The sequence below is a fragment of the Micromonospora okii genome, from assembly GCF_020884795.1.
Taxonomy (GTDB): domain Bacteria; phylum Actinomycetota; class Actinomycetes; order Mycobacteriales; family Micromonosporaceae; genus Micromonospora; species Micromonospora okii.
The window spans coordinates 332,974-358,795 of sequence record NZ_BBZF01000013.1 but is presented as its reverse complement, the minus strand read 5'-3'; the positions used below and the strand labels follow the sequence as shown (position 1 = coordinate 358,795).

General features: G+C 74.8%; 22 protein-coding genes. 11 read left to right on the top strand and 11 right to left on the bottom strand.

The window, feature by feature from the left end; all coding sequences use genetic code 11:
• Positions 1-11 precede the first annotated feature (11 nt).
• The 5 genes from LPU43_RS04730 to pdhA form a co-directional block, all read right to left on the bottom strand.
• Complete coding sequence (locus LPU43_RS04730; RefSeq protein ID WP_229399352.1) at positions 12-3,203, bottom strand: hypothetical protein; 3,192 nt, start codon at positions 3,201-3,203, stop codon at positions 12-14.
• A 345-nt stretch (positions 3,204-3,548) separates the two neighbouring features.
• Positions 3,549-3,686 carry a hypothetical protein gene (locus LPU43_RS04725; protein WP_165823299.1) on the bottom strand — a complete coding sequence of 46 codons (138 nt, stop codon included), beginning with the start codon at positions 3,684-3,686 and terminating at the stop codon, positions 3,549-3,551.
• A gap of 223 nt (positions 3,687-3,909) precedes the next feature.
• The gene (locus tag LPU43_RS04720) at positions 3,910-5,382 is read right to left on the bottom strand and encodes a dihydrolipoamide acetyltransferase family protein (protein ID WP_229399325.1); all 1,473 of its coding nucleotides are present in this window, start codon (positions 5,380-5,382) and stop codon (positions 3,910-3,912) included.
• 5 nt (positions 5,383-5,387) lie between these two features.
• Positions 5,388-6,377, bottom strand: coding sequence for an alpha-ketoacid dehydrogenase subunit beta (locus LPU43_RS04715; protein ID WP_229398971.1), 990 nt, complete (start codon positions 6,375-6,377; stop codon positions 5,388-5,390).
• Complete coding sequence (pdhA, locus tag LPU43_RS04710; RefSeq protein ID WP_229398970.1) at positions 6,377-7,555, bottom strand: pyruvate dehydrogenase (acetyl-transferring) E1 component subunit alpha; 1,179 nt, start codon at positions 7,553-7,555, stop codon at positions 6,377-6,379. Before pdhA ends, LPU43_RS04715 begins: the two co-directional genes overlap by 1 nt.
• 512 nt (positions 7,556-8,067) lie before the next feature.
• Here pdhA and LPU43_RS04705 point away from each other — a divergent pair.
• Positions 8,068-8,781: a hypothetical protein gene (locus LPU43_RS04705; RefSeq protein WP_229398969.1), complete on the top strand. Its 714-nt coding sequence runs from the start codon at positions 8,068-8,070 to the stop codon at positions 8,779-8,781.
• A 106-nt stretch (positions 8,782-8,887) separates the two neighbouring features.
• Here the strand turns inward: LPU43_RS04705 and LPU43_RS04700 are convergent, their stop codons facing one another.
• The 3 genes from LPU43_RS04700 to LPU43_RS04690 are packed head-to-tail and all read right to left on the bottom strand — an operon-like array spanning position 8,888 to position 13,749.
• On the bottom strand, positions 8,888-10,108 hold the full coding sequence (locus tag LPU43_RS04700) for a hypothetical protein (RefSeq protein WP_229398968.1): 1,221 nt from the start codon (positions 10,106-10,108) through the stop codon (positions 8,888-8,890).
• 55 nt (positions 10,109-10,163) lie between these two features.
• Positions 10,164-11,852 carry a GTPase gene (locus LPU43_RS04695; RefSeq protein ID WP_229398967.1) on the bottom strand — a complete coding sequence of 563 codons (1,689 nt, stop codon included), beginning with the start codon at positions 11,850-11,852 and terminating at the stop codon, positions 10,164-10,166.
• 52 nt (positions 11,853-11,904) lie between these two features.
• Positions 11,905-13,749: a GTPase domain-containing protein gene (locus LPU43_RS04690; protein WP_229398966.1), complete on the bottom strand. Its 1,845-nt coding sequence runs from the start codon at positions 13,747-13,749 to the stop codon at positions 11,905-11,907.
• Positions 13,750-13,942: 193 nt separating this feature from the next.
• Here LPU43_RS04690 and dnaK point away from each other — a divergent pair, with 193 nt between their 5' ends.
• The 5 genes from dnaK (at position 13,943) to LPU43_RS04665 (ending at position 18,684) form a co-directional block, all read left to right on the top strand.
• Positions 13,943-15,796: a molecular chaperone DnaK gene (gene dnaK / locus LPU43_RS04685; RefSeq protein WP_229398965.1), complete on the top strand. Its 1,854-nt coding sequence runs from the start codon at positions 13,943-13,945 to the stop codon at positions 15,794-15,796.
• 48 nt (positions 15,797-15,844) lie between these two features.
• Positions 15,845-16,579, top strand: coding sequence for a nucleotide exchange factor GrpE (grpE, locus tag LPU43_RS04680; protein ID WP_229398964.1), 735 nt, complete (start codon positions 15,845-15,847; stop codon positions 16,577-16,579).
• Positions 16,580-16,658: 79 nt separating this feature from the next.
• Entirely contained in the window at positions 16,659-17,846 is a 1,188-nt protein-coding gene (gene dnaJ, locus LPU43_RS04675; protein WP_229398963.1) for a molecular chaperone DnaJ, read from the top strand.
• Between the two features lie 31 nt (positions 17,847-17,877).
• Positions 17,878-18,312, top strand: a complete 435-nt coding sequence (locus LPU43_RS04670; protein WP_229398962.1) for a heat shock protein transcriptional repressor HspR — start codon at positions 17,878-17,880, stop codon at positions 18,310-18,312.
• Between the two features lie 141 nt (positions 18,313-18,453).
• Positions 18,454-18,684 carry a hypothetical protein gene (locus LPU43_RS04665; protein WP_229398961.1) on the top strand — a complete coding sequence of 77 codons (231 nt, stop codon included), beginning with the start codon at positions 18,454-18,456 and terminating at the stop codon, positions 18,682-18,684.
• A gap of 68 nt (positions 18,685-18,752) precedes the next feature.
• Here LPU43_RS04665 and LPU43_RS04660 read toward each other — a convergent pair whose 3' ends face one another.
• The 3 genes from LPU43_RS04660 to LPU43_RS04650 form a co-directional block, all read right to left on the bottom strand.
• A complete protein-coding gene (locus LPU43_RS04660) occupies positions 18,753-19,958 on the bottom strand; it encodes a cation:proton antiporter (RefSeq protein ID WP_229398960.1) in 1,206 nt (401 codons plus the stop codon).
• A gap of 7 nt (positions 19,959-19,965) precedes the next feature.
• Positions 19,966-20,466: a cation:proton antiporter regulatory subunit gene (locus LPU43_RS04655; protein ID WP_229398959.1), complete on the bottom strand. Its 501-nt coding sequence runs from the start codon at positions 20,464-20,466 to the stop codon at positions 19,966-19,968.
• A 203-nt stretch (positions 20,467-20,669) separates the two neighbouring features.
• The gene (locus tag LPU43_RS04650; RefSeq protein ID WP_229398958.1) at positions 20,670-20,900 is read right to left on the bottom strand and encodes a winged helix-turn-helix domain-containing protein; all 231 of its coding nucleotides are present in this window, start codon (positions 20,898-20,900) and stop codon (positions 20,670-20,672) included.
• 183 nt (positions 20,901-21,083) lie between these two features.
• Between LPU43_RS04650 and clpB the strand changes: the two genes are divergently transcribed.
• The 5 genes from clpB (at position 21,084) to LPU43_RS04625 (ending at position 25,798) form a co-directional block, all read left to right on the top strand.
• Positions 21,084-23,675 (top strand): ATP-dependent chaperone ClpB, encoded by a 2,592-nt coding sequence (clpB, locus tag LPU43_RS04645; RefSeq protein WP_229398957.1) that lies wholly within the window; start codon positions 21,084-21,086, stop codon positions 23,673-23,675.
• A 77-nt stretch (positions 23,676-23,752) separates the two neighbouring features.
• The gene (locus tag LPU43_RS04640) at positions 23,753-24,115 is read left to right on the top strand and encodes a hypothetical protein (protein WP_229398956.1); all 363 of its coding nucleotides are present in this window, start codon (positions 23,753-23,755) and stop codon (positions 24,113-24,115) included.
• A gap of 89 nt (positions 24,116-24,204) precedes the next feature.
• Positions 24,205-24,837, top strand: a complete 633-nt coding sequence (locus LPU43_RS04635; protein ID WP_229398955.1) for a DUF4178 domain-containing protein — start codon at positions 24,205-24,207, stop codon at positions 24,835-24,837.
• Positions 24,838-24,840: 3 nt separating this feature from the next.
• Positions 24,841-25,368 carry a DUF2617 family protein gene (locus LPU43_RS04630; protein ID WP_229398954.1) on the top strand — a complete coding sequence of 176 codons (528 nt, stop codon included), beginning with the start codon at positions 24,841-24,843 and terminating at the stop codon, positions 25,366-25,368.
• A gap of 4 nt (positions 25,369-25,372) precedes the next feature.
• Positions 25,373-25,798, top strand: coding sequence for a DUF4247 domain-containing protein (locus tag LPU43_RS04625; RefSeq protein WP_229398953.1), 426 nt, complete (start codon positions 25,373-25,375; stop codon positions 25,796-25,798).
• The last annotated feature ends 24 nt before the right edge of the window (positions 25,799-25,822 follow it).

Here is a 25,822-nt window from a genome sequence, read left to right as displayed (position 1 = left end):
GCGGAGGTCCGCTACTTGCTGGACGGCTTCAGGCAGAGCACCTTGTTCGGCACGTTGCCCTGAAGGACGACGTGCGGCTGGGCCGGGTCGGCGCACTTCTCCTTCGCGTCGACCTTGGAGACCACGGTGAACGCGCCGGCCTCACCGCAGGTGGCCGCCGTCGCGTTGCCGCCCGCCTGCTTCACGCAGGAGCCCACGGCCGGGTCGAACGCCTTGGTGTCGCTGTCGCCGCCGAACTTGCCGAGCAGCATGAGCAGGCCCAGCGGCACCGCGAGGATCAGCACGGCGGCCACCAGGACGGCCGCCAGCACACGCCCGTTGCGCACCTTGGGCGTGGGCGCCTCGGTCTTCGGCTCCTCCGCCGCCTCCGGCTTGAACGCGGCGAACCGGTCCTGCTCCTGCTCCGTCCCCCAGGACGGGCCGGACTGCTGCCCCGGTGCCGGGTGGGCGGGGGGTAAACCGGCCTGGCCCGGCTCGCCGTACGGGCCAGGGGTGTGACCCGGTACCGGGCTCTGCACGGCGGTGGCCCCGGGGCCGGGGAACTGCTCGCCCGGCCGGTCGTTGTCGTGCGGCCGGACGCCGTTGACCGGCCGGTTGCTGGCCGGCGGGTCGACGAAGGACGGCAAGCCCGGCGGGAAGGCCGGCGGGGCCCCGACGGCGGCGGCACCGGCGGCCGGCCCGTCGCCGAACCCGTGCTGCTGCCCGGGGGAGCGGGCCGGGTCGTCGAACCGCTGCGGCCCCCGGTCGTCGAACCGCTGCTGGGGCCCGGCGTCGTCGAACCGGCCGTGCGGCCCGCCGTCCTCGAACCGGCCCTGCGGACCCGGCTCGTCGAACCGACTCTGCTGGTCGCGCTCGTCGAAGCGGCCCTGCGGGCCCGGCTCGTCGAAGCGGCCCTGCGCCGCCGGGTCGTCGAAGCGCTGCGGCCCGAGGTCGTCGAACCGGCCGTGCGGGTTCTGCTCGTCGAAGCGGGGCGGCGGGTTGTGGTCGGGGCGGAACCCGGTCTCCGCGGCCGGCTCCGGCTCGTCGGCCGGCTCAGGGCGGGCGGGGCGGCCGTACACGCGGGGCGCGGGCGCGTCGCTCGGGCGCACCGCCTGGTCGGCCGGGGGAGCCACCCGGCTGGCCGTCGGCACCGACGCGCTGGCCGAGACACTGCCCGCGGCACCGACCGCGCCGGCTGCGGACTCCCCGGCCTCCGGCAGGGGTACGGCGGCGCCGGACTCTGGCGAGACGCGGGGGGCGGGCACGAACGGGCCGGCCTGTGCCTGCGACTCCTCGGCGCGGCCCCAGCCGGAGTCCGCGGCTGCGGGCTCCGAATCGTACGGCGCTCCGATGCCGTCCCGGCCCGGCGGCTCGGCCGCGAACTGGGCCGGCGGCACGTAGCCGGCCGGCGGGGCGGCGGCCAGGCTGGCACCCGGCACCCGCTGCTCCTGCGGCGGCAGCGGTACGGCGTTGGCCGGCGAGATTCCCGGCCCGGGGGCGGGCTGGTACAGCGGCCGGCCCTCCGACCGCTCGGGCTCCCAGCCGTTGCCGGCCGGCTGCGGGGTGGCGGAATCCGCCTCGGTGCGCCCCCATGCCTCGCCCGGCGCCCACGGCGCGACGTCCGGCGCGGCGGGGCGCTCGGCCCGGTCGGTGTCGGGCCACTGCTGCGGGTTGGCGCTCTCAGCGGGTGCGCCCCAGGTCGGCGGGCCGTCCGTGCCGGCGGAGGCGGTGGCCCTGGCCGGCGGCACGGAGGTGGGCTCGGCCGCGGCCCAGTCGGGCACCTCCGGCCGCTCGTCCTGCGCCTGCGGCACGGATGCCGCACCCCAGGTGCCGGGCTGGCCGGACTCGCCGGCGGCGGGCCAGGGGTTCGACTCGGCCCGGTCGTCCTGCTGGCCGCCGGTGGCGTTCCAGCCGCCGGAGCGGGCGGGGTCGTCGTCCTGCGAGGTGGTGGGCGCGCCGGCGTTCCAACCGCCGGAGCGGTTGGCCTCGTCCTGCTGGCCGGCGTTCCAGTCCTGGGGCGGGGTCGCCTGGCCGGGGACGGACACGCGGGCTGCACCCCGAACGCCGGACGCGGCCGGCTGCCCCCAGGCGGGGGCGGGCTGCTCCGCGGAGCCGGGCTGGTCGGCGGGTGCCCAACTGCCGGAGCGGGCGGGGTCGTCGTCCTGCTGGGCGGCCGGCGCGCCGGCGTTCCAACCGCCGGAGCGGACCGGGTCGTCGTCCTGCTGTCCGCCGGTGGCCTTCCATCCGCCGGAGCGGGCGGGGTCGTCCTGCTGGCCGGCGTTCCAGCCGCCGGAGCGGTTGGCGTCGTCCTGCTGGCCGGCGTTCCAGTCCTGGGGCGGGGTCGCCTGGCCGGGGACGGGCACGCGGGCGGCGCCCCGGGCGTTGGCCTCGGCCGGCTGGTTCCCGGTGGGGGCCGGCTGCTCGGGCTGGGCTCCCCAGGCCGGCTGGTTTCCTGCGGCGCCCGGCTCGGCCGGGGCCGGCGGGGCGGGGGCCCAGGCAGCGGGCTGCCCGTCCTGCTGCGGGCGGCCCGGCGCGGGCGGCTGCTCGGGCGGTTGCCCCCACGCGGGCTGCGAGGCTGCGGCCGGCGGCCCCCAGGCGGCCGGGCGGCCCGCATCGGGCTGCTGGGCCGGGGCGGCGCCCCAGGCGGCCGTCGCGGGCTGGTCACTTTGCGGGGCGGGGGCACCCCATGCGGGCGCGGCGGGAGGGTCGTTCGGCGGGACCGCGCCCCAGGCGGCGGTGGCCGGGGGCTGGTTGTCCGGGGGAGGGGCTCCCCCCCAGGCGGCGGTGGCCGAGGGCTGGTCGTTCGGCGGGGCGGCGCCCCAGGCGGCCGTCGGGGGCTGGTCGCCCTGCGGGGCGGGGGCGCCCCACGCGGGAGCGGCGGGCCGGTCGTTCGGCGGGACCGCGCCCCAGGCGGCGGTGGCCGGCGGCTGGTCGCCCTGCGGGGCGGGGGTACCCCAGGCGGCCGTCGCGGGCTGGTCGCCCTGCGGGGCGGGGGCACCCCACGCGGGCGCGGCGGACTGGCCGTTCGCGGGGGCCGCGCCCCAGGCCGCCGCCGGTGGCTGGTCGTTCTGCGCCGCCCAGGCGGGTGGGTTCGGCCGGGTCGCGGGGGGCGGCGGCGCCCAGCCGAGGTCGGGGTTCGCGACGCCGTACGACGCCGGTGCGCCGGCGCCCGGCGACACCTCGTCCGGCTCCTGGCCGGGGTGGTGCGGGCCCTCGGACGTCATCGGTGCGCCTCCTCCATCACATGTCGGCCGCCGATGCCGACGGTGCGTCGGCGTGGGTGCCGGCGGCCGCCGGCGGTCCCGGCCATGGGGACTCCCCGCACCGTATCCGGTGGCCGCCGTCGGCATCCGGGGAGCACCGGCCGTCACTCCGCGTCGCCGGACGGTGTCGAGGAGCTTCTATCAACGCGACGGCGTCCGGGTGGGCGATTGACGACCGAGCCCCACCGTACCGGGCGCTGTGGCGAGGCGGAATCCCGGTGTCAACCGGGCCTGAACGCCGACGACCCGCCCGGGGTCCACCGGGCGGGTCGTCGAACTGGAGGAGGTGAGGGAAGCTTCGGAGCGTCAGCTCATGTGGCGCTGGGCGATGGCGAGAAGCTCCTCGCGGACCGCGGGCGAGTTGGCGGAACGCAGCGCGTGCTCGATGGCACGGGCGCGGCGGTTGGCGTCGCGGCGGTTGCGGATTCGCTCGATCATGCTCATCTGGGTCTCTCCTCCTGGCTATTCGGTTGTCAGCCCCTTGATGACTCCATTGAACCTCATCCAGTGTGGACTCGCCAATGATTATTAGGTGAGCTGGAACACCGACCTAATGATCGTAGGTCAACAGTCCTGCGGAGACGCGTTTTCTTTCCCCAACGGCCACGGCCGGTGTGCCGGGGGTTCACCCCGCGCACACCGGCCGTGGGCTGGTGTCGGTTACCCGTCAGGTCCAGGCGAGCAGCGCCGCCTCCGGGTCGGTGAGGAAGTCCCCGATGTCCCGGAGGAACTTCGAGCCCAGCTCGCCGTCGATGATCCGGTGGTCGAAGGAGAGCCCCAACGTGGTCACCTGACGAGGCCGGACCTTGCCCTTGTGGACCCAGGGCATCTCCCGGACCGCGCCGAAGGCCAGGATCGCCGACTCGCCCGGGGGCAGGATCGGCGTGCCCGTGTCCACCCCGAACACCCCGACGTTGGTGATCGTCAGCGTCCCGCCGGACATGGCGGCCGGCGAGGTGCGGCCGGCCTTCGCCGTCTGCACCAGCTCCGTCATCGCGTCCGCCAGCTCGCGCAACGACAGCCGGCCGGCGTCCTTGATGTTCGGCACGATCAGGCCGCGCTCGGTGGCCGCCGCGATGCCCAGGTTGACGTAGTCCTTGACGACGATCTCGTCCCCGGCCCACGTCGAGTTGACCATCGGGTGCCGCCCGACCGCGAGCAGCACCGCCTTGGCCACCAGCAGCAGCGGCGAGACCCGGACGTCGCGCCACTCCCGCCGGCCGCGCAGCCGGTCCAGGGCCTTCATCGCCCGGGTCACGTCGACGGTCAGGAACTCCGTCACGTGTGGGGCGGTGAACGCCGAGCGGGACATGTTCTCCGCCGTGAGCTTGCGTACCCCCTTGACCGGGATGCGCTGCTCGCGGTCCGCGCCGAAGCTCGCGGCGGCCGTGGCCCGCGCCGTCGGCTGCTCGGCCGCCGTCGCCGCTGCCGCGCCGTTCGCGGCCCGCTGCACGTCCTCCCGGGTGATCGAGCCCAGCGGCCCCGACCCGGTCAGCGAGCCCAGGTCGACGCCGAGGTCCCGGGCGAGCTTGCGCACCGGCGGCTTGGCCAGCACCAGCCCGGTCCCGTCGCGCCGGTCCCGGGGCTGCGGCACCGGGGCCGCGGTCGGGGTCGGGGCGGGGGCGACCGGGGCCGGGGCGGCCTCGTCCAGCGCCGGGGCGCCGGCCCCGGCGGGGGCGACGGCCTTGCGCGGGCGGCGCTTGGCGGCGGTGGTGCGCGGGCCGTAGCCGACCAGCACGGCCGTACGACCGCCCGGGGCCGGGCCGCCGATCAGGCCCGGCTCGACCGCGCCCTCGCTCGGGGCCACCTCGACCGCCGCCAGCGAGGCGGCCGACGGGGTGGGCAGCTCGGACGAGGGCGCGCCCGTGGTCGACTCCTCGATCGGGCCCGCGCCCGGGTCGGTGTCGATCGCGATGATCGGCGTGCCGACCTCGACCGTGGTGCCCTGCGGGTGGAAGATCCTCCGCACCTGGCCGGCCCACTTCGCCGGGATCTCCACGGCCGCCTTGGCCGTCTCCACCTCGACGATCGGCTGGTTCAGCTCGATCGTGTCGCCCTCGGCGACCAGCCAGGCGAGGATCTCGCCCTCGGTCAGGCCCTCGCCCAGGTCGGGCAGGTTGAACTCCTTGATCCGCGACATCCCGCTCACCACCCGAACGTGCGGTCGACGGCGTCGAGCACCCGGTCGAGGTCCGGCAGGTACTCCTCCTCCACCCGGGCGGCCGGGTAGGGGACGTCGAAGCCGGTGACCCGCAGCACGGGGGACTCCAGGGAGTAGAAGCACTCCTCGGTGATCCGGGCGGCGATCTCCGAGCCCAGCCCCAGGTTGCCCGGGGCCTCGTGCACCACCACGCACCGGCCGGTGCGCCGCACCGACTCGTACGCGGCGCTCAGGTCCAGCGGGGAGAGCGTGCGCAGGTCGACGACCTCCAGCTCCCGGCCGTCCTCGGCCGCGGCGGTCGCCGCGTCCAGGCAGGTGCGCACCATCGGACCGTACGCCAGCACGGTGGCGTCCGTGCCGGGCCGCACCACGCGGGCCGAGTGCAGCGGGTACGCCTCCGCCAGCGGGGCGTCCAGCTCGACCGGGCCCTTCTCCCAGTAGCGCCGCTTCGGCTCCAGGAAGACGATCGGGTCGTCCGAGGCGACCGCCTGCTGGATCATCGAGTACGCGTCCTGCGGGCTCGCGCAGCTCACCACCTTCAGGCCCGCGGTGTGCGCGAAGTACGCCTCCGGCGACTCCGAGTGGTGCTCCACCGCGCCGATGCCGCCGCCGAACGGAATCCGGATGACCATCGGGATGCGGACCTTGCCCTGCGAGCGGTAGTGCATCTTCGCCACCTGCGACACGATCTGGTCGTACGCGGGGTACACGAAGCCGTCGAACTGGATCTCGCAGACCGGGCGGAAGCCGCGGATGGCCAGGCCGACCGCAGTGCCGATGATGCCGGACTCGGCCAGCGGCGTGTCGATCACCCGCTGGTCGCCGAAGTCCTTCTGGAGCCCGTCGGTGATTCGGAAGACGCCGCCGAGCTTGCCGATGTCCTCGCCCATGAGCACGACCTTCGGGTCGTTCTCCAGGGCCCTGCGCAGGCCGGCGTTGAGCGCCTTGCCGATGCTGAGCGTCTCCGTGGCCATCAGTGGGCGCTCCCCTCGAACGACTCCAGGTAGCGGCTGAACCGGGCGCGCTGCTCGTCCAGCTCCGGGGACCCGTTCGGGTAGACGTGGTCGAACATCGTCACCGGCTCGGGGTCGGGCATGGCGAGCACCCGCTCGCGCAGGTGCACCGACTCGGTGCGCGCCTGCTCGTCCACCTCGGTGAAGAAGCCGGCGTCGGCGATCTGCTGCTTCTCCAGGAACGCCTTCATCCGGGCGATCGGGTCCTTGGCCTGCCACGCCTCGACCTCGCTGGCGATGCGGTAGCGCGTCGGGTCGTCGGAGGTGGTGTGCGCCCCCATCCGGTACGTGTACGCCTCGATGAGGCTGGGGCCCTGGCCGTGCCGCGCGCTGTCCAGCGCGTGCCGGGTCACCGCGTACGAGGCGAGCACGTCGTTGCCGTCCACCCGGACGCCCGGGAAGCCGAAGCCGCCCGCCCGCCGGTAGAGCGGCACGCGGGTCTGTCGCTCCAGCGGCTCGGAGATGGCGTACTGGTTGTTCTGGCAGAAGAACACCAGCGGGGCGTTGAAGACGCTGGCCCAGACGAACGACTCGTTCACGTCGCCCTGGCTGGTCGCGCCGTCGCCGAAGTAGGCGATCACCGCTTCGCCGTCGTCGCCGCCGGTCCTGCCCTCCATGGCGACACCCATGGCGTACCCGGTCGCGTGCAGGGTCTGCGCCCCGATCACGATCGTGTACATGTTGAACTTGAACTCGTTCGGGTCCCAGCCGCCCTGGTCGACGCCGCGGAACAGGCCGAGCGGCATGATCGGGTCGATGCCCCGGCAGTAGAGGACGCCGTGCTCCCGGTACGTCGGGAAGGCCATGTCCTGACCGCGCAGCGCGCGCCCGGAGCCGACCTGCGCCGCCTCCTGGCCGAGCAGGCTGGCCCAGAGGCCCAGCTCGCCCTGCCGCTGCAACGCGGTGGCCTCCGCGTCGAGCTTGCGCACCAGCACGAGGTCGCGGTAGAGCCCGCGGTACTCCTCGTCGGTGAAGTCGACGCGGTACTCCGTGCCGTCCGGGCCGAACGCGCGCTCGACGCGCTCGCCGGTGGGCGTGAGCAGCTGTACGAGTTCCGGGTCGCCGGCCGCCGCCGTCCGCTTGGCGCGGGGTGCGGCTCGTCGGCCGCGCGTGGTGACCCCGGGGTCGCCCTTTGCCATCCGTCTCTCCCTGTCGTGGTCTGCGCCGGCGCCGGGGGTGACCCGCTCCGCGCAGTGCGTGCGCCCGCCCGGCCGGTGCCGGGCTGGTTCCTGGCGGGCCGCGCCTGGCCCCGGTGGGGGTTGTCGCGCGGCGTGAGCCGGATTCTGGCCGAATCCGGTTCGGGAGCTCCGACGCCGTGCCGCGCCTGCCGCGGGGGTGCGCGGAGGTCTGGCAGCGTTGCCGTCTTGCCTCAAATCATGGCAGAGGAGGTGAGCGGGCCCACAGTACGCCCGCCCCGTCGGCGGTGGCTGTCGGCTTTGCGGCCGGCTGATGGCTTTGTCCCGCGCCGTGCGGGAGCTTTGTCCGGGTGGGACGGACATTTTGTGTGTCGACACGCTGTGGTGCCTGGTGAACTGGCCGTCGCTGGTTCAAGCTGGTGGCGGCCTGCGGGCATTTAACAGCTTTTGTCCGTTTGTGGTCGTCCAGAGCCGCCGCCCGCCCCGTACCGGCGACCGAAAGACGAGGAGTGCGCGTGTCCCAGTCAGACGAGGGCCCCACCGCGCCGCTGCTCGGCCGGCACCGGGCGGCCGGGGGCGGGTACCGCCGGGTCGTCGGCGCGCACCGTGCCCCCGGCTCCGGTGCCACCAACCGCGGCTACCTCTTCACGGTCGCCCTGCTTGCCGGCACCGCCTCGATGCCCATCCTCGCCGCCCTCAGTGCCGGCTCGGCCACCGTCGGCAGCACCGCGCTGCCCGACAGCGGCACCCCGTTCCTTCCCACCCCGTCCGTCGGCCCGGTGGTCGTGCCGATGCCGGCACCCGGTCGGCCCGCCCCGACCCCGTCCACCCGGCCGGGGGCCGCCTCCGTGCCGCCGCCGGTGCCGACCCTCCCGCCGCCGGTGCCCGCCCCGGCCCCGCCGGCCGCCCCCGGCCGCTCCGACCCGGACGGCGTACGCCCTCCGCCGCGCCCGCCCCTGCCGCCGCGCCCCGCGCCCTCGGCGCCCCAGGCCCCGAGGCCCGTCCCGACGCCGCGCCCGTCCCCCGTACCGTCGCCGAGCGACCCGCCGGGGCAGGCGCCGTCGCCCACGGGCGAGCCGACGGCCAGCTCCTCCGGCTCGCCGCAGGCGACCACCCCGCCGCCCGGCACCGAGCCGACGTCGAGCACCGACCCGACCCCCGACCCGGGGCCGACGGCGAGCGCGGAGCCTCGGGCGGCACGCGCGCCGGCCTGCTGGTCACCGGGCTGAGCGCGCCCGCCGACCCTCACCCCGGGTGCGCGTCGTCCCGCCGGCCCTGATCCGGGTGCACGTCGTCCCGCCGTCCCGGGCGGGCCCTCGCGGATGTGCGGGGCGGTCAGGCCCCGTCGTCGGCGAGCCGGTGCCGGTTCGCCTCGATCCAGGCGTCCAGGGCGGCCGGGTCGTCCGGGTCCACCCCGTCGGCCATGAGCTGGGCCACCGCCGCAGTGGCCGGGCTGCGCCGCTCGCCGGTCGAGTAGAGGCGGGCGAACTCGGGGACCATCTCCTCGATCGCCGTGTCGGTCCGGGTGGCCGCCGCCTCCGGCAGGCCCTTGCGCCGGGCCGCGTACGCCGCCCAGCCGCGCAGCACCCGGGGGAGCATCGCGGCGTCGTCCATGTCGAGCACGGCCCGCCGGTGCACCCAGTCGAGCAGGAACAGCTCGGCCACGGTGGGGCTCCAGCGCAGCGGGTCGGCGTCGGGGAAGCTGGCCGCGTGGTCCAGCAGCAGGCTGAGGCAGAAGTGCAGCGAGGCGAGCCCCGCGTCGTCGGACGGGTCCAGGTCGAACCGGGTCGCCTCGGGGGAGGCGAGGAACGCCCGGACCAGCTCCGTGCGCTGCTCGCCGGAGAGCGGCCGGGCGTCCCGGGCGGTGCCGGGGACCGGCCGGGGCAGCAGCGCCAGCCGCGCGCCGGCCAGGGCCCGGTCGGCGGCGAGGGAGCCCTCGGCGGGCAGCTCGGCCAGGCCGTCGGTGACCGCCAGATGCCGGGCGACCTCGCCGCGCATCCGGGCCGGGTCCTCCTCCCGGAACCAGGTCAGCTCGTCGCCGTCGACCATCTCGCGGACCTGGTCGACGATCCGGCCGGCGGGGCCGCCGACGAAGACGTCCTTGGTGATGCCGATGTTGTGGTCGACCAGGGCCACCAGCGCGTGCTCCGGGCCGCCGTCGGCGTCGTCGTACGCGAAGGTGGCGAGGTAGGAGGTCTGGTCGCCGTAGACGTCGCCGTAGCACCAGGTGCCGGTGAGGTGCACCCGGCCGAGCTGCGCCGACCACTCGGGCGCCTGCGCGCCGGGATTGACCTTCGCCGCGCCCTCGGCGTCGGGCACCAGGGTGGCGAAGACGTGGCGGATGGTCTTGGCGGCGGCGGTGCGCCGCCGGGAGGTGGCCGCGAGGAAGCCGGCGACGAACTCCCGGACGGCGGTGTGCCGGTCGGTCTCCGCGACCGCGTAGACGCTGCCGAGCAGCGCCGCGCCGAGCATCTCGGCGTCGAGGGCGGTGTCGAGCCTGGTCACGTCGCGTGCGGCGTGCAGCACCGCGTCGTAGGGGGTTTGAGGCGTGGCCATGCGTCGACCCTACGCCCGTGGGGAGCCCCCGGACAGCGCGAAGACGGCGCGGCTCTCAGCGCCCGGCGGCGTCCCGCAGGGCCCGCCTCGCCGTCGAGTAACGGGTCAGCACCGCCCGCACCGGCTCCACCACGTGCTCCCGGCCGACCGCCCCGACGGCGCTCGTCAGCCGCCGCTCGGCGCGGCGGCGGGCCCGCTGGGCCGCCCACCGGGTCACGGGCCGGGTCAGCGCCGCCACCAGCAGCCCGGCGAGCAGGCCGCCGAGCAGCAGCACGGTGGGCAGGGGGGCCTCGCCGAGGCGCGGGTACTCCAGGGCGGGCAGGCCGAGGGCGCGCAGCGCGTACCCGAGGACGAGCCAGCCCAGCCCGGCCACGGCCGCGAGGGTGACCAGCCACTGCACCGCGCCGACGACCCGCCACCAGGCCGGGCGACGCTGTATCCCCAGGTCGACGCCGGCGACCGCGCGGTCCAGGGCGTCCGGCAGGTCGTTCAGCCGGGACCGGGCCGCCGTGGTCACGGCGCTCGCCCAGGGGGCCGGCAGGCCCGCCCCCGACCGGTCGCCGACCGCCCGCACGGCCAGCCCGAGCGCCGAGCGCTGCGCGGCGGTCGGGTCCGGTACGGAGGTCGCGGCGACCGGGCCCGCCGCCGGGTCCCCGGCGTCGCCGCCGGCCGGGCCGGGCAGGTGCAGCCGGCGCAGCGGGTCGGGCCGCAGCCGGCGCAGGCCCCGCGCCAGCGGCCAGCCCGTGCTCGCCGCAGCCCGGTGCCGGTACGCCCCCTCGACCGCCTCCGCCACCGCCGGCACGCCGGCCACCCCGGCGAGTGCCCGCTCCAGCCCCGCCACGGTCGTCTCGTCCGGCCCCTCGGCGGGCGGCTCGGGGGCGACCAGCTCGTCGAGCCCGGCCACCACCGTGTCCACGTCCCCGGCGAGGCGGCGCAGCGCGGCCTGCCGCTCGGCGACCGTGCGCTCCAGCGTCGCCCGCAGCTCCGTGATCCCGGACGGGTCGACGGCGGTGGTGGCCAGCAGCGGCACCCCGCCCAGCCCGTCGGCGTCGAGGAGCCGGCGCAGGTCGTCCAGCACCCGGGGCAGCTCGGCCGGGGGGAGCCGGTCGGCCTGGTTGAGCACCACCAGCGTCACGTCCCGGTGCCGGTGGAACTCGCGCAGGTAGCTGGTGTGGATGACCCGGTCGGCGTACTTCTGCGGGTCGACCACCCAGACCACCAGGTCGACCAGGCCGAGGAGCCGGTCGACCTCCAGCCGGTGCGAGTGCTGCACCGAGTCGAAGTCGGGCAGGTCGAGCAGGACCAGCCCGTGCAGGGCCGACTCGTCGTCGGCGTCCAGGGCGCTCTCCCGGACGAACCGGTGCCGGGGCAGCACCCCCACCCAGTCGAGCAGTCGGTTCGCCCCGTCCAGCGGGCCCCAGACGCAGGCGTGCGCCACGCCGGTGGTGGGCCGGCGCACCCCGACCGGCGAGAGGTCCAGCCGGGCGAGCGCGTTGAACAGGCTCGACTTGCCGCTGCCGGTGGCGCCGGCGAGGGCGACCAGCGTGTGGTCGCGGGAGAGCGCCAGCCGGGCGCCGGCCCGCTCGACCAGGGTGTGCGCGGGCACGAGTCGGGCGTCGGGGAGCTGGCCGTCGACCGCGTCGAGGAACCGGCGGACCGCCTCCAGGCGGGCGATCAACGCGTCCGGGTCGACCCGCTGGTCGCCCCGGAGAGCCTCCCGTACCCGATCCACGATGTTGGTCACCCGAGCCCCTCTTCGTCCGCGGCCCGGCGGCGCGCCGGCCCGCTCCGCGTGCTCACGGCGCCTTGCCCTCGGGGGCCGGCGCCGGAGGCAGGGCGTCGCCGGCCTCCGCCAGGCCGCTGCGGTGCCGGGCGTCCTCCACCCGGTCGGCCGCCGCGCGCAGGGCGTCGCCGGCGTCCGCCGCCGGGCGGGCCTCGCCCGTGCGGGAGAGGAACCGGGCGGCCTCGGCGTCGAGCAGCTCCCGGACCCGGGTCAGCAGGTCGCCCCGGGCCTTGTTGGCCAGCGTCCGCACCGCCTGGTCGCCGAAGATGGCCTGGAGCACCGCCTGGGCGGCGACCGTGGTGCCGGCCCCGGTGGCCACCTCCAAACCGGTCGGGACGAACGCGGTCGAGGTGAACACGGCGATCATCACGGCCAGCCCGGTGGCGTTCACCGCGTACGCCGCCGTGCGGGCCACGAACCGCCTGTCCCCGCCCTCGGCCCGGACCAGCTCCAGCACCCCGCGCTGCCAGTCGCGGACCAGCCGCTCGGCGCGCTCGGGGAAGTCGTCGCCCGGATGCGCCATCGACGGTGCGAGCAGCGCCGCCCCGGCCGGGTGCGCCTTCCACGCCGTGTACGCGTTCTCGGCCGCCTCGGCGGCGACCCCGCGCAGCAACGTGACCAGTTGCGACTCGATGGCCTCGCGCAGCTCCGTCGCGGGGGCGGGCCGGCCCGTCACCGCCGAGAGCAGGCGGTCGCGCAGCCGGCCGATGCGCGCCTCCAGGGTGCGGAAGAACTCGCCGGTGCCGACGAACTCCTGCCAGCGGGCGAGCACCTCGCCGCGGAGCAGCCGGCCGTCCCGCAGCCCCTGCTCCACGGTCCGCTCGGCCCCCCGGTACGCGGCCACCACCCGCTCGTCGAGGGCGTCGGCTGCGGCCCCCTGCTCGTCGGCGGCGTCGGCGAGCCCGGACACGGCGGGGCGCAGGGCGGCCAGCGCGCCGTCGAGGGTCTGCCGGACCACGGCGGCGCGCGCGCCGGCATCGGCGGCGAGCTGGGAGAACCAGTCGGCCAGCGGGGCGGTGACCTGCTCCGGCAGCAGGCCCTGGCCGTCCACCCAGGTCTCGGGCAGAACGAACAGCGGTGCCGCGCCGAGGCCCTGGGCGGCGAGCATCTCGGCCAGGTGGGCGGCGACCTCGTCGGACGCCTCGACGGGCACCCGGTCGAGCACCATGGCGATCACCGCGCCCCGGGCCCGGGCGGTGTGCAGCAGCTCCCAGGGGACGGCGTCGGCGTACCGGGCGGCGGTGGTGACGAAGAGCCAGAGGTCGGCGGCGGCGAGGAGCTGCCCGGCCAGGGCCCGGTTGGCGTCGACCACCGAGTCGATGTCGGGGGCGTCGAGGAAGGCCAGCCCGGGAGGGAGCGCCGGGGCGGTTACGAGCTGGAGGGTGCCCGGGTCCTCGCTCGGCTCGTTGGTGCGGGTCAGGCCGGGCAGCAGCTCGCCCTGGCGGAACCAGCCGGAGTCGGTCGGGCTGCACACGAGCACCGGCGAGCGGGTGGTCGGCCGGAGCACCCCGGCGGCGCTGACCCGGGCCTGGACCAGGCTGTTGACCAGGGTCGACTTGCCGGCCCCGGTGGAGCCGCCGACGACCACCAGCAGCGGCGCGTCGAGCCGCGCCAGCCGGGGCAGGAGGTAGTCGTCGAGCTGCGCGGTGAGGCTCGCGCCGGTCTGCCGGGCGGCGTCGGCCGAGGGCAGGGCGAGCGGGAACCGGGCCGCGCCGATCGCGGCCCGCAGGCCGGCGAGCGCGCCGGGCAGGCCGTCGCCGGAGGGGCCGGACGGGTTTTCCCCGGCGTCCTCCGTGCCGGTGCGGGCGGCGACGGCGGGCGGGCCGGTGTGGGTGGCGGGGTCGCCGGGCGTCGTCACCGCTAAAGCGTGCCCGACCGACGCAAGGGAAGACAACCTGCCCCCGCGACGCGGGGTTGCGCCGGGTCGGCTCAACTCGACTTGACGATCGCCGCAGGCGTGGCACTATTGAGTCAAGTTCACTCAACTTGTGGCGAGTGCGCGGCGGGTGGACCCCGTCACCTGCCCCAACGTAAGAAGCGAGGAAGCGAAGATGGCACGTGCGGTCGGTATCGACCTCGGCACGACGAACTCCTGCGTCAGCGTTCTCGAGGGCGGTGAGCCCACCGTCATCGCCAACGCTGAGGGCTCGCGGACGACCCCGTCGATCGTCGCGTTCGCCCGCAACGGTGAGGTGCTCGTCGGTGAGGTCGCCAAGCGCCAGGCGGTGACGAACCCGGACCGGACCATCCGGTCGGTCAAGCGGGAGGTCGGCACCAACTGGACCGTCGACATCGACGGCAAGAAGTACACCCCGCAGGAGATCTCGGCCCGGACGCTGATGAAGCTCAAGCGGGACGCCGAGGCGTACCTGGGCGAGCAGATCACCGACGCGGTGATCACCGTCCCCGCCTACTTCAACGACAGCCAGCGCCAGGCCACCAAGGAGGCCGGCGAGATCGCCGGCTTCAACGTCCTGCGGATCGTGAACGAGCCGACCGCCGCCGCCCTGGCGTACGGGCTGGACAAGGGCTCCAAGGAGCAGACCGTCCTGGTGTTCGACCTCGGCGGCGGCACCTTCGACGTGTCGCTGCTGGAGCTGGCCGAGGGCGTCGTCGAGGTCAAGTCGACCAGCGGTGACAACCAGCTCGGCGGCGACGACTGGGACCAGCGCATCATCGACCACCTGGTGAAGACCTTCCGGGGCGAGCACGGCATCGACCTGGCCCAGGACAAGATGGCCCTCCAGCGGCTCCGCGAGGCGGCCGAGAAGGCCAAGATCGAGCTGTCGGCGGCCACCACCACCAACATCAACCTGCCGTACATCACCGCCGGCTCGGCCGGCCCGCTGCACCTGGACGTGACGCTCAGCCGCGCCGAGTTCCAGCGGATGACGCAGGACCTGCTGGACCGCTGCAAGGGCCCGTTCGAGCAGGCCGTGAAGGACGCCGGGATCAAGGTCTCCGACGTCGAGCACGTCATCCTCGTCGGCGGCTCCACCCGGATGCCGGCCGTGACCGACCTGGTCAAGCAGCTCACCGGCAAGGAGCCCAACAAGGGCGTCAACCCGGACGAGGTCGTCGCCGTCGGCGCCGCGCTCCAGGCCGGCGTGCTCAAGGGCGAGGTCAAGGACGTCCTGCTGCTCGACGTGACCCCGCTGAGCCTGGGCATCGAGACCAAGGGCGGCATCTTCACCAAGCTCATCGAGCGCAACACCACCATCCCGACCAAGCGCTCCGAGGTCTTCACCACGGCCGACGACAACCAGCCGTCGGTGCTGATCCAGGTGTTCCAGGGCGAGCGGGAGATCGCGGCCTACAACAAGAAGCTCGGCACCTTCGAGCTGACCGGCCTCCCGCCCGCGCCGCGCGGCGTGCCGCAGATCGAGGTCACGTTCGACATCGACGCCAACGGCATCGTGAACGTGCACGCGAAGGACCTGGGCACCGGCAAGGAGCAGAAGATGACGATCACCGGCGGCTCGTCGCTGCCGAAGGACGACATCGAGCGGATGCGCCGGGACGCCGAGGAGCACGCCGAGGACGACAAGCGGCGGCGCGAGGAGGCGGAGACCCGCAACCTCGCCGAGGCGCTCCAGTGGCAGACCGAGAAGTTCCTCGCCGAGAGCGGCGACAAGCTGCCCGGTGAGAGCCGGGACCAGCTCAACGAGGCCCTCGGCGAGCTGCGCGGCGCGCTGGGCGGCCAGGACATCGAGAAGATCAAGGCGGCCCACGAGCGGCTCGCGCAGGTCTCCCAGCAGGCCGGCTCGCTCCTCTACTCGCAGCAGGCCGAGCAGGGCGAGCAGCCCGGCGCGGCCGGCCCGGGCGCGGGCGCGACCGGTGGCCCGAAGGCCGGCGGCCCCGACGACGTGCTGGACGCGGAGATCGTGGACGAGGACAAGAAGTGACGATCCGCCTCGCCATCCGCACCCACGGCACAGGGATGAGGTAACCGCATGACGGAGAAGCCACGAGCCGCCGACCCGAGCTCCACCGGGTCGACGCCGGGTGGCTCCGCGGCCGCCGGCCAGGCTTCCGGCGAGGAGCCGCGGGTCGTCATCCGTGACAACCGCAAGGTCGGCAGGTCCGAGTCGCCCGCCGCGACCGACGCCGGGGCGGACGCCCCGGCGGAGGGCCTGGTGGAGGACGCCGAGGTCGTGGTCGACGAGATCGAGGCCGAGGCCGCCACCGTCGAGGGGCCGGCCGTGGTCGACGCCCCGGCGGAGCCCGCCGAGGGCGGGGCCGCCGCTCCGCTCGGCGCGGAGCTGGAGGCGCTGCGGGCCGAGCTCGACGAGCGGACCCGGGACGTCCAGCGGGTGTCGGCGGAGTACGCCAACTACCGCAAGCGGGTGGACCGGGACCGCGCCCTCGTCCAGGAGCAGGCGACCGGCTCGGTGCTGGCCGCGCTGCTGCCGATCCTCGACGACCTGGACCGGGCCCGCGAGCACGGCGACCTGGTGGGCCCGTTCGGCTCGGTGGCCGAGCAGCTCACCACCGCGCTGGGCAAGTTCGGCCTGACCGTCTTCGGCGAGCAGGGCGACCCGTTCGACCCGACCCGGCACGAGGCGGTGGCCCACCAGACCTCCGCCGACGTGACCGAACCGACCTGCGTCCAGGTCATGCGCCGGGGCTACCAGCTCGGCGAGCGGCTGCTGCGGCCGGCCATGGTCGCGGTCGCCGACCCGGAGTAGTGCAGAACCGCGACGTCCCGCCCGCCCCCGTCGGGCGGGCGGGACGACCGCGACACGTCCCACGGAAGGGGGTGGACCGGTGAGCACCAAGGACTGGATCGAGAAGGACTACTACGCCGCGCTGGGCGTGCAGAAGTCCGCCTCCGCTGACGAGATCAAGAAGTCGTACCGGAAGCTGGCCCGGGAGTCGCATCCGGACCACAACCCCGGCGACCCGAATGCCGAGGAGCGGTTCAAGGCCGTCTCCGAGGCGTACGCGGTGCTCGGCGACGACGCCAAGCGTCGCGAGTACGACGAGATGCGGTCCCTGTTCGGCTCGGGCGCGTTCCGGCGCAACGCCCGGGGCGCGGGCGGCCCCGGCGGGCAGCCGTTCGACGTCTCCGACCTGTTCGGCGGCGCGGCCGGCGGCGGCCGGTTCGGTGGCGGCGGCGGGGCCGGCTTCCAGGACCTGTTCAGTTCGATCTTCTCGGGTGGCGGTGCGGGCGGCCCGTCCCGCCCGCGCGGCCCGGCCCGGGGCCGGGACGTCGAGACCGAGGTGGCGCTGGACTTCGGCGACGCGGTCCGCGGGGTGACCCTCCCGCTGACCCTGCGCGCCCCCGGCGTCTGCGACACCTGCGCCGGCAGCGGGGCCAAGCCCGGCACCCAGCCGGTGACCTGCCAGGTCTGCCACGGCGTCGGCACGACCACCCGTAACCAGGGCTCGTTCAGCTTCTCCGAGCCGTGCCGCAACTGCCAGGGCGTCGGCACGGTCGTCGAGGAGAAGTGCCCGGAGTGCCAGGGCACCGGCGGGGTCACCAAGACCCGCACGCTGAACGTGCGCTTCCCCGCCGGGGTGGCCGACGGCCAGCGCATCCGGCTGGCCGGGCGCGGCGAGCCGGGCGAGCGGGGCGGCCCGGCCGGCGACCTCTTCGTCCAGGTGAAGGTGCGCCCCGACGAGCTGTTCGGGCGTACCGGGGACGACCTGACGCTGACCGTGCCGATCACCTTCCCGGAGGCCGTGCTCGGCACGGACCTGCGGGTGCCCACGCTCGACGGCACGGTGACGCTGCGGGTGCCGCCGGGCACGCCGGGCGGCCGGGTGCTGCGCGCCCGGGGCAAGGGCGTGGTGCGCCGGGACGGCCGGGCCGGCGACCTGCTGGTCACGCTCGACGTGGTGGTGCCGGCGAAGGTGTCCGACGAGGCGCGGGCGGCGCTGGAGGCGTTCGCCGAGCAGACCCCGCCGGCCGCCCGGGAACATCTCGACGCGCGGGTGCGTCGTTTCGATTGAGCCTGCTGAGTGCGTGCGGAGGTGAGCGGGGATGTCGGGAGACTTCATCGGCACGGACGACCCTGCCTACGAGGCCAAGGTGCTGATGATCTCGGTCGCGGCGCGGATGGCGGGGATGCATCCCCAGACGCTGCGCCAGTACGACCGGCTCGGCCTGGTGCAGGCCGGCCGGGCGGCCGGCGGCGGGCGCCGCTACAGCGTCCGGGACGTCGTGCTGCTTCGCGAGGTGCAGCGGCTCAGCCAGGACGAGGGGGTGAACCTGGCCGGGGTCAAGCGGATCATCGGCCTGGAACGCCTGCTGGAGGAGGCGCAGCAGCGGATCTCCCGGCTGGAGGCGGAGCTGGACGCCGCGTACCGCCGGGTGGCGGAGCTGGAGTCGCTGGCCCGCTTTCCCGGCCGTGACCTGGTCCCCACCACCCGCACCTCCACGGCCCTGGTCGTCTGGCGTCCCCGCCGCGACCGCTGATCCCGCCCCCCGCCGTCTTCCGTGGCGCAGTTTCCCGGAACCCGGCGGGGAGCGGGGTGGGGGCCGCTAGTCTCGAAATCGGGTCCTGTCCGGTTGTCACGGGCCTGGCGTACGCAGCCACCGCGTTGGCGAGGGGGAGCCATGTCGGAGCCGGCCAGGAAAGTTTCGCAGCAGGCGGAGGAGCGGCTCGACCGGGTCGCGGAGTCGGTCCGGGAGCGGTTCGACAAGATCACCAAGGGCCGGTTCGCCGACAAGATCACCGAAGGTCGGTTCGCCGACCAGGTCGACCACGGCATCGACCAGGGGCGGGCCGAGACGCATCGCGACCAGCAGGACGCGCGGCGCCCAGGGCGGGGCGAGTCAGCCGCCTGAGCGCCGGTGCGCCGGGCCGGGGCCCACGGGGGGCCCCGGCCCGTCTCATCCGCTCTCTGCCGCCGCGATCAGTCGGTGCTGACCACCGGCGTCACCTGCTGGGTGGCGGCGCGTTGCCGCAGCCACCGTTTGAACCAGGCGAAGTCCGGCAGCCGGGCCAGCATCGGCCCGGTCACCACGGTGATCAGCACGTACGCCGTGGCGAGGGCGGCCAGCTTCGGCTCGACGCTGCCGGCGGCGACGGCGAGCCCGGCGATGACGATGGAGAACTCCCCTCGCGGCACCAGGGCCAGGCCGGCCCGCCAGCGGCCGGGCTCCTTGATCCCGACCCGCCGGGCGGCCAGGTAACCGGTCAGCGTCTTCGTCCCCATCGTCACCACGGCCAGCGCGAGCGCCGGAAGCAGCACGGGTGGGATGTCCCGGGGGTCGGTGACCAGCCCGAAGAACACGAAGAAGACGGCGGCGAAGAGGTCCCGCAGCGGCGAGAGCATCTCGGTGGCGTGGTGCGCGACCGGGCCGGAGAGCGCGATGCCGACGAGGAACGCGCCGACCGCCGCCGAGACCTGGAGCTTCGCGGCGACGCCGGCGACCAGCAGGGTCAGGCCGAGTACGCCGAGCAGCAGCGCCTCCGGGTCCTTCGCCGACAGGGCCGCCGAGATCAGGTGCCCGTACCGAATCGCCACCACCAGCACCAGCACCACGGTGCCGACCGCCACGCCGAGCGCGATGCCACCGCCGAGGAGGCCGCTGCCGGCGACCACGGCGGTGAGCAACGGCAGGTAGAGCGCCATCGCCAGGTCCTCGATGACCAGCACCGAGAGGATCACCGGGGTCTCCCGGTTACCGAGCCGACCCAGGTCGGCCAGCACCTTGGCGATCACCCCCGAGGAGGAGACCCAGGTGATGCCGCCGAGCACGACGGCGGCCACCCAGTCCCAGCCGAGCAGGAAGGCGAACGCCGCGCCGGGCAGCGCGTTGAGCAGGCCGTCGATGAGCCCGGCGGGCGCCGAGGCGCGCAGGTTGCCGACCAGCTCGCCGGCCGAGTACTCCAGGCCGAGCATGACCAGCAGCAGGATCACGCCGATCTCCGCGCCGACGGCGAAGAACTCCTCGCTCGCGTTCAGGGGTAGCACGCCGCCGTGCCCGAAGAGGAGCCCGGCCAGCAGGTAGAGGGGGATGGGAGAGAGGCCGATCCGCCGGCCGAGCCGCCCCAGCAGCCCGAGCAGGAAGAGCAGGGCACCGACCTCGATGAGCAGGGTGGTGGTCTCGTGCATACGCGGATCAGCCGTCCGGCTCGTCGTCGGCGAAGATCGAGGCCACGCCGTCGAGCCCCCGGCGGTTCCCGACCACGACCACCACGTCACCGGAAGCGAAACGGAACGTCGGGCCCGGCGAGACGATCACCTCGCCACCCCGCAGCACGGCCACGATCGACGCGCCCGTGCGGGTGCGGGCCTGGGTGTCACCGAGCCGCTTGTTGACGTACCACGACCCGGCCGGGATGAGGATCTGCTCGGTGAGCAGGCCGGCGGCCTGCTCCCGGAGCCCGGAGAGCTGCCCCAGCATCAGCGACGCGCCGAGGATGTCGGCCAGCGCCTCCGCCTCGTCGTCTGTCAGGGGTATGTCATGCTGGCTGGAATCGGGATCGTCCGGGTCGTACAGGACGAGGTCGCGGCGGCCATTGCGGTGGGAGACCACGCCCAGCCGGCGCCCGGACTCCGTCACCAGGTCGTGACGCATTCCGATGCCCGGGAGGGCGGTCTGTTCTACACGTACTCGCACGGCCGCCAAGGCTACCGGCTGGGAATGTGGTCGATGGCTGCTCAGGGGTGTGCGGGGCAGGTCAGGGGCCGCACCGTCGGTCGGGCGTCGCTCGCGGCGGGCCTTCCCCCGGTGCCTGTGGGAGCTGCCCCGTCCGCGCTACCGCGCCGCCTCGCTGCCGCCTGTTGCGGCCCCTGTGGAGCTGAGTCGTTGGCGACATCGCGTCAGGACGGCGGCGTACGGGGAGTGACGTAGGTGCCCTTGCCCTGGTGTCCTTCGACGAGCCCTTCGGCCTGCAGGATCAGCAGCGCGGAGCGCACCGGTTCGGCCGAGACCCCGTAATGGGCGATCAACTCACGCAGCGACGGCAGCTTGTCGCCGGGGCCGTACTCACCTGAAGCAATCTTGTCTCGGATGTCCTGGGCGATGCGCTGGCGGTCGGAAACTCGGGGCATGTGGCAACTCCTGGTAGGCCCCAAGATCCTCCCATGGCGCGTGCCCGCGGCCCGCCTGCCGGGCTGACCCGGAGCGCCAGCAATGAGGATTGCTGTGACTCAGGTCACGTGGGCAAGGTTGAGCGGAATAGGCTCAACTCTGGTTGTGTCCTTCCTAGTGGACACGCCGATCCGGGGGAGCCCATGAACACGGAACGTCTCACCACCAAGAGCCGCGAAGCCATCACCGGTGCCGTCGCGCTGGCGAACCAGCGCGGCCACGCCACCGTGGAGCCCTGGCACCTGCTGCTGTCGCTGCTGGACACCGAGGGGTCGACCGCCTCGGGCCTGCTGCGCGCCGCCGGGGCCGACCCCGCCGACCTGCGCCGCGCCGCCCAGCGGGCGATCGACGCCCTGCCCGCCGCGCGTGGCTCCAGCATCGCCGAGCCCACCCTGGCCCGCGAGTTCGTCAACGCCATCGGCGCCGCCGAGCAGATCGCCCGGCCGCTGGGCGACGAGTACACCTCCACCGAGCACCTGCTCGCCGGCCTGGCCCGCGTCGGCGGCGCGGTCGCGAGCGCGCTGAGGAGCGCCGGCGCGACCGAGGAGAACCTGGTCGCCGCCTTCCCGACCGTCCGGGGCGGGGACCGGCGGGTCACCACCGCCGACCCCGAGCAGACCTACCAGGCCCTCGCCAAGTACGGCGTCGACCTGACCGCGAGCGCCCGGGACGGGAAGATCGACCCCGTCATCGGCCGGGACTCGGAGATCCGTCGGGTGATCCAGGTGCTCTCCCGGCGTACGAAGAACAACCCGGTGCTGATCGGCGAGCCCGGCGTCGGCAAGACGGCGATCGTCGAGGGGCTGGCCCAGCGGATCGTCGCCGGTGACGTGCCCGAGTCGCTGCGGGACAAGAAGCTGGTCTCGCTCGACCTCGGCGCGATGGTGGCCGGCGCGCAGTACCGGGGGCAGTTCGAGGAGCGCCTCAAGTCGGTGCTGGAGGAGATCAAGAACTCCAACGGGCAGGTCATCACCTTCCTCGACGAGCTGCACACCGTCGTCGGCGCGGGCAAGGGCGAGGGCTCGATGGACGCCGGCAACATGCTCAAGCCGATGCTGGCGCGCGGCGAGCTGCGGATGGTCGGCGCGACCACCCTGGACGAGTACCGCGAGCACATCGAGAAGGACCCGGCCCTGGAGCGCCGCTTCCAGCCGGTGCTGGTCGGCGAGCCGACCATCGAGGACACCATCGGCATCCTGCGCGGGCTCAAGGAGCGCTACGAGGTGCACCACGGCGTACGGATCACCGACGCCGCCCTGGTCGCCGCCGCCTCCCTCTCCGACCGCTACATCACCGACCGGTTCCTGCCGGACAAGGCGATCGACCTGGTCGACGAGTCCGCGTCCCGGCTGCGCATGGAGATCGACTCCCGCCCGGTCGAGGTGGACGAGATCGAGCGGGCCGTGCGCCGGCTGGAGATCGAGGAGATGGCGCTGGCCAAGGAGCCGGACCCGGCCTCCGCCGAGCGCCTGGAGCGGCTGCGCAAGGAGCTGGCCGACAAGCGCGAGCAGCTCACCGCCCTCTCCGAGCGCTGGCAGACCGAGAAGAGCCACATCACCAAGCTCTCCACCGCCAAGGAGGAGCTGGAGCGCCTCGGCGGCGAGGCCGAGCGGGCCGAGCGCGACGGCGAGCTGGAGCGGGCCGCCGAGCTGCGCTACGGCCGCATCCCGGCGCTCAAGGCCGAGCTGGCGCGGGCCGCGGAGGAACTCGCCCGGCTCCAGGCCGACGGCGCGATGCTCAAGGAGGAGGTCGGCGCGGACGACATCGCCGCGGTCGTCGCCTCCTGGACCGGCATCCCCGCCGGCCGGCTGCTGGAGGGCGAGACGGCCAAGCTGCTCCGGATGGAGGAGTCGCTGGCCTCCCGGGTGGTCGGCCAGGCCGAGGCGGTCGCCGCGGTCTCCGACGCGGTCCGCCGCGCCCGGGCCGGCGTCGCGGACCCGGACCGCCCGACCGGCAGCTTCCTGTTCCTCGGCCCGACCGGCGTCGGCAAGACCGAGCTGGCCAAGGCGCTCGCCGAGTTCCTCTTCGACGACGAGCGGGCCATGGTCCGCATCGACATGAGCGAGTACGGCGAGAAGCACTCCGTCGCCCGCCTGGTCGGCGCCCCGCCCGGATACGTCGGGTACGAGGAGGGCGGCCAGCTCACCGAGGCGGTGCGTCGCCGGCCGTACTCGGTGATCCTGCTCGACGAGGTGGAGAAGGCCCACCCCGACGTCTTCGACGTGCTGCTCCAGGTGCTCGACGACGGCCGGCTCACCGACGGCCAGGGCCGCACGGTGGACTTCCGCAACGCGATCCTGATCCTCACCTCCAACCTCGGGTCGTCGGTGATCAGCGACCTGACGCTGGCCGAGGAGCAGCGCCGGGAGGGCGTCCTCGCGGTGGTCCGGTCGCACTTCAAGCCGGAGTTCCTCAACCGGCTCGACGACATCGTGGTCTTCGCCGCCCTGCTCGGTGACGACCTGCGGGCCATCGTGGACATCCAGCTGGACCGGATGCGCCGGCGGCTGGCCGACCGCCGACTCGGCCTGGAGATCACCGAGGCGGCCCGGGGCTGGCTGGCCGAGCACGGGTACGACCCGATCTACGGTGCCCGGCCGCTGCGCCGACTGGTGCAGTCTGCCATCGGCGACCAGCTCGCCAGGGCGCTGCTCTCCGGTGCGGTGCGCGACGGCGACACCGTGAAGGTCGACCTGGCCGACGGCAGGGACGGCCTGGCGGTCACCGCCGGCTGAGCGCCACACGTGTTAGCAGGGGCCCCCTGTACAACGTTTTGCGATAACAGGGGCCCTTCCTTTCTCGAAGGAGGGGCATGTTCGGACGGGGAAAGCTCGACGCGGCGGTGCGGGAGCTGGCGGAGGCCGACACCCTCGCCTTCGGCGGGGTGGGCTTCGCCGGCACGGTGCTGCCGGTGACCGAGGCGTACCAGGAGGTCGAGCGGCAGCTCGACGCGCACCCGGAACGGGCCCGGCGCAAGGTCGACTGGCTGCTGGCGCACGGCTCGCCGGCCGGCCGGGCGTACGCGGCGACGCTGCTCGCCCGGGTCGACCCGGCGGCGGGGCGGGCGGCGTGGGAGTCGCTGCGCGGTGAGCGCGCGGAGCTGACCGCCTTCGGCGGTTGCGTCATGCGCCCCACCACGCTCGGGGAGTACGCCGCCGCCCAGCTCGCCCGGTAACTGATCATTCACTCAGCGATCTCGCGGTTTCCCCACGTGCGTGGGGTTGTTACCGTCTCCGCCGACGCGACTTGGGGGAGGGGATCGGATTGAACGGGTCGGTGGCGTATCTGGTGACGGCGGCGGGCTGCCTCATCGGGGTGGCCGGGATCGTCATCGCCGTGCTGGCGTTGCGGCGGTCCAAGAAGCAGCCGTCCGGGTTCGCCGCCCCGGCGGACCCCTTCCGGGACCGCGACGCCGACGCGCTGCGCGGTGACCCGCGCAAGCTGAACCCCGGCGACATCGTGGAGATCCGCGGCACCTCGTACGCGGTGCGCGGCTCGGTGCGGCTGCGGGAGGGGAGCTGGACCTGGTCCGAGCACCTGCTCGACGACGCCGGAGGCGGCCAGCTCTGGCTCTCGGTGGAGGAGGACCCGGACCTCCAGCTCGTGCTCTGGACGACCGACCCGTCGCTCGCGCTCACTCCCGGCGCGCCGTTCATCGACCTCGACGGCCGGCGGTACACCAGCAACGAGTCCGGGCACGCCCTGTTCACCGGCGTCGGGACCACGGGCCTCGACCCGTCCGGAGCCATGCGCTACCACGACTACCGGGGCCCCGGCACCGTCCGGCTCTCCTTCGAGGCGTACGGCAACGCCGCCTGGGAGGTCGCCCGGGGCGACGTGCTGCACCGCTCCGAAGTGATGATCTACCCGCAGGCCGGCCCGGGGAAGGTGGGCTGACCCGTGCTGGTCACCCTCGACACCCCGTACGTCGACACCAGCGCCGCCGACCTCAGCCTCGCCCTCGGCGACGCCGAGCGGTCCGCGCTGCACGTGCTCGACCTCGACCTGCCCGCCGGGTTCCGACTGCGCCTGCGGCTGCTCGGCGCCTCCCACCAGGTGGTGCTCCGCGCGCCGGGCGTCGAGCTGACCGAGACCGTGGCGTGCCTGCCCGGCCGCCCGCCCGAGCTGCCGGCCACGAGGCTGGACGAGGCGAACGGCTACCGGTTCACCGCCACGGTGCTGCGGCCGGCGGCGGCGGAGCTGAGCGCCCGGGTGGCCGCGCTCCGCGCCGAGCTGGCCGGCGACCCGTACGCGCTGGTCGGGGTCTTCCCCGGCGACGTCGACGCGGTCACCGCGCTCGCGGTCCGGCCGGACCCGCCGGGCGGCACGGTCGCCTGGCGCACCTGGCACGCGTACCCCCAGACCAGGGAACTGGTCCTGACCGAGACGGTGGTGACCACCATGTCCCGCAGCCGGGAAGCGAGGTAATCCCATGACGTACCGACGCTGGTTCGTGGTGGGGGCGGCGGTCGCCGTCGTCGGCGCCCTGATCGCCGCCTTCGCCATCTTCTCCGGCAACTTCTCCCCGCGCGGGTTCGTGGAGGACCGGTACGCCCGCGCGGCCAGCCGGGACATCGGCAGCCAGGCCGTGGCGTACACGTCGTCGAAGTCGCCCAGCCAGGTCGCCGCCGAGGTGACCGACGCCTGGCGGCCGGCCGACCAGTACGTCGACGGCAGCGGGGTCTACCTGCGCTACGACGACGACTCGGTGGTGATCCTGCCGATCGCCGCCGGCTCGGTGATCCTGCTCGAACGCATGAGCACCGCCCACCCCCGCTACCACTCGACCGTCGGGTCGCACTGGGGCTGGGGCCGTGGCAGCACCGTCCGGGGCGGTGGCCCCGGCTCCGGCAAGTAGCACCGACGATCGACCCCTCACCCT

Bases quoted from the DNA above. Each gene is read 5' to 3' on its own strand.
- LPU43_RS04700 (WP_229398968.1), bottom strand. From the start codon at position 10,108: ATGGCCACGCCTCAAACCCCCTACGACGCGGTGCTGCACGCCGCACGC.
- LPU43_RS04665 (WP_229398961.1), top strand. From the start codon at position 18,454: ATGTCGGAGCCGGCCAGGAAAGTTTCGCAGCAGGCGGAGGAGCGGCTC.
- LPU43_RS04640 (WP_229398956.1), top strand. From the start codon at position 23,753: ATGTTCGGACGGGGAAAGCTCGACGCGGCGGTGCGGGAGCTGGCGGAG.
- pdhA (WP_229398970.1), bottom strand. From the start codon at position 7,555: ATGGCAAAGGGCGACCCCGGGGTCACCACGCGCGGCCGACGAGCCGCA.
- LPU43_RS04725 (WP_165823299.1), bottom strand. From the start codon at position 3,686: ATGAGCATGATCGAGCGAATCCGCAACCGCCGCGACGCCAACCGCCGC.
- grpE (WP_229398964.1), top strand. From the start codon at position 15,845: ATGACGGAGAAGCCACGAGCCGCCGACCCGAGCTCCACCGGGTCGACG.
- clpB (WP_229398957.1), top strand. From the start codon at position 21,084: ATGAACACGGAACGTCTCACCACCAAGAGCCGCGAAGCCATCACCGGT.
- LPU43_RS04715 (WP_229398971.1), bottom strand. From the start codon at position 6,377: ATGGCCACGGAGACGCTCAGCATCGGCAAGGCGCTCAACGCCGGCCTG.
- LPU43_RS04670 (WP_229398962.1), top strand. From the start codon at position 17,878: ATGTCGGGAGACTTCATCGGCACGGACGACCCTGCCTACGAGGCCAAG.
- LPU43_RS04650 (WP_229398958.1), bottom strand. From the start codon at position 20,900: ATGCCCCGAGTTTCCGACCGCCAGCGCATCGCCCAGGACATCCGAGAC.
- LPU43_RS04660 (WP_229398960.1), bottom strand. From the start codon at position 19,958: ATGCACGAGACCACCACCCTGCTCATCGAGGTCGGTGCCCTGCTCTTC.
- dnaK (WP_229398965.1), top strand. From the start codon at position 13,943: ATGGCACGTGCGGTCGGTATCGACCTCGGCACGACGAACTCCTGCGTC.
- LPU43_RS04720 (WP_229399325.1), bottom strand. From the start codon at position 5,382: ATGTCGCGGATCAAGGAGTTCAACCTGCCCGACCTGGGCGAGGGCCTG.
- LPU43_RS04730 (WP_229399352.1), bottom strand. From the start codon at position 3,203: ATGACGTCCGAGGGCCCGCACCACCCCGGCCAGGAGCCGGACGAGGTG.
- LPU43_RS04625 (WP_229398953.1), top strand. From the start codon at position 25,373: ATGACGTACCGACGCTGGTTCGTGGTGGGGGCGGCGGTCGCCGTCGTC.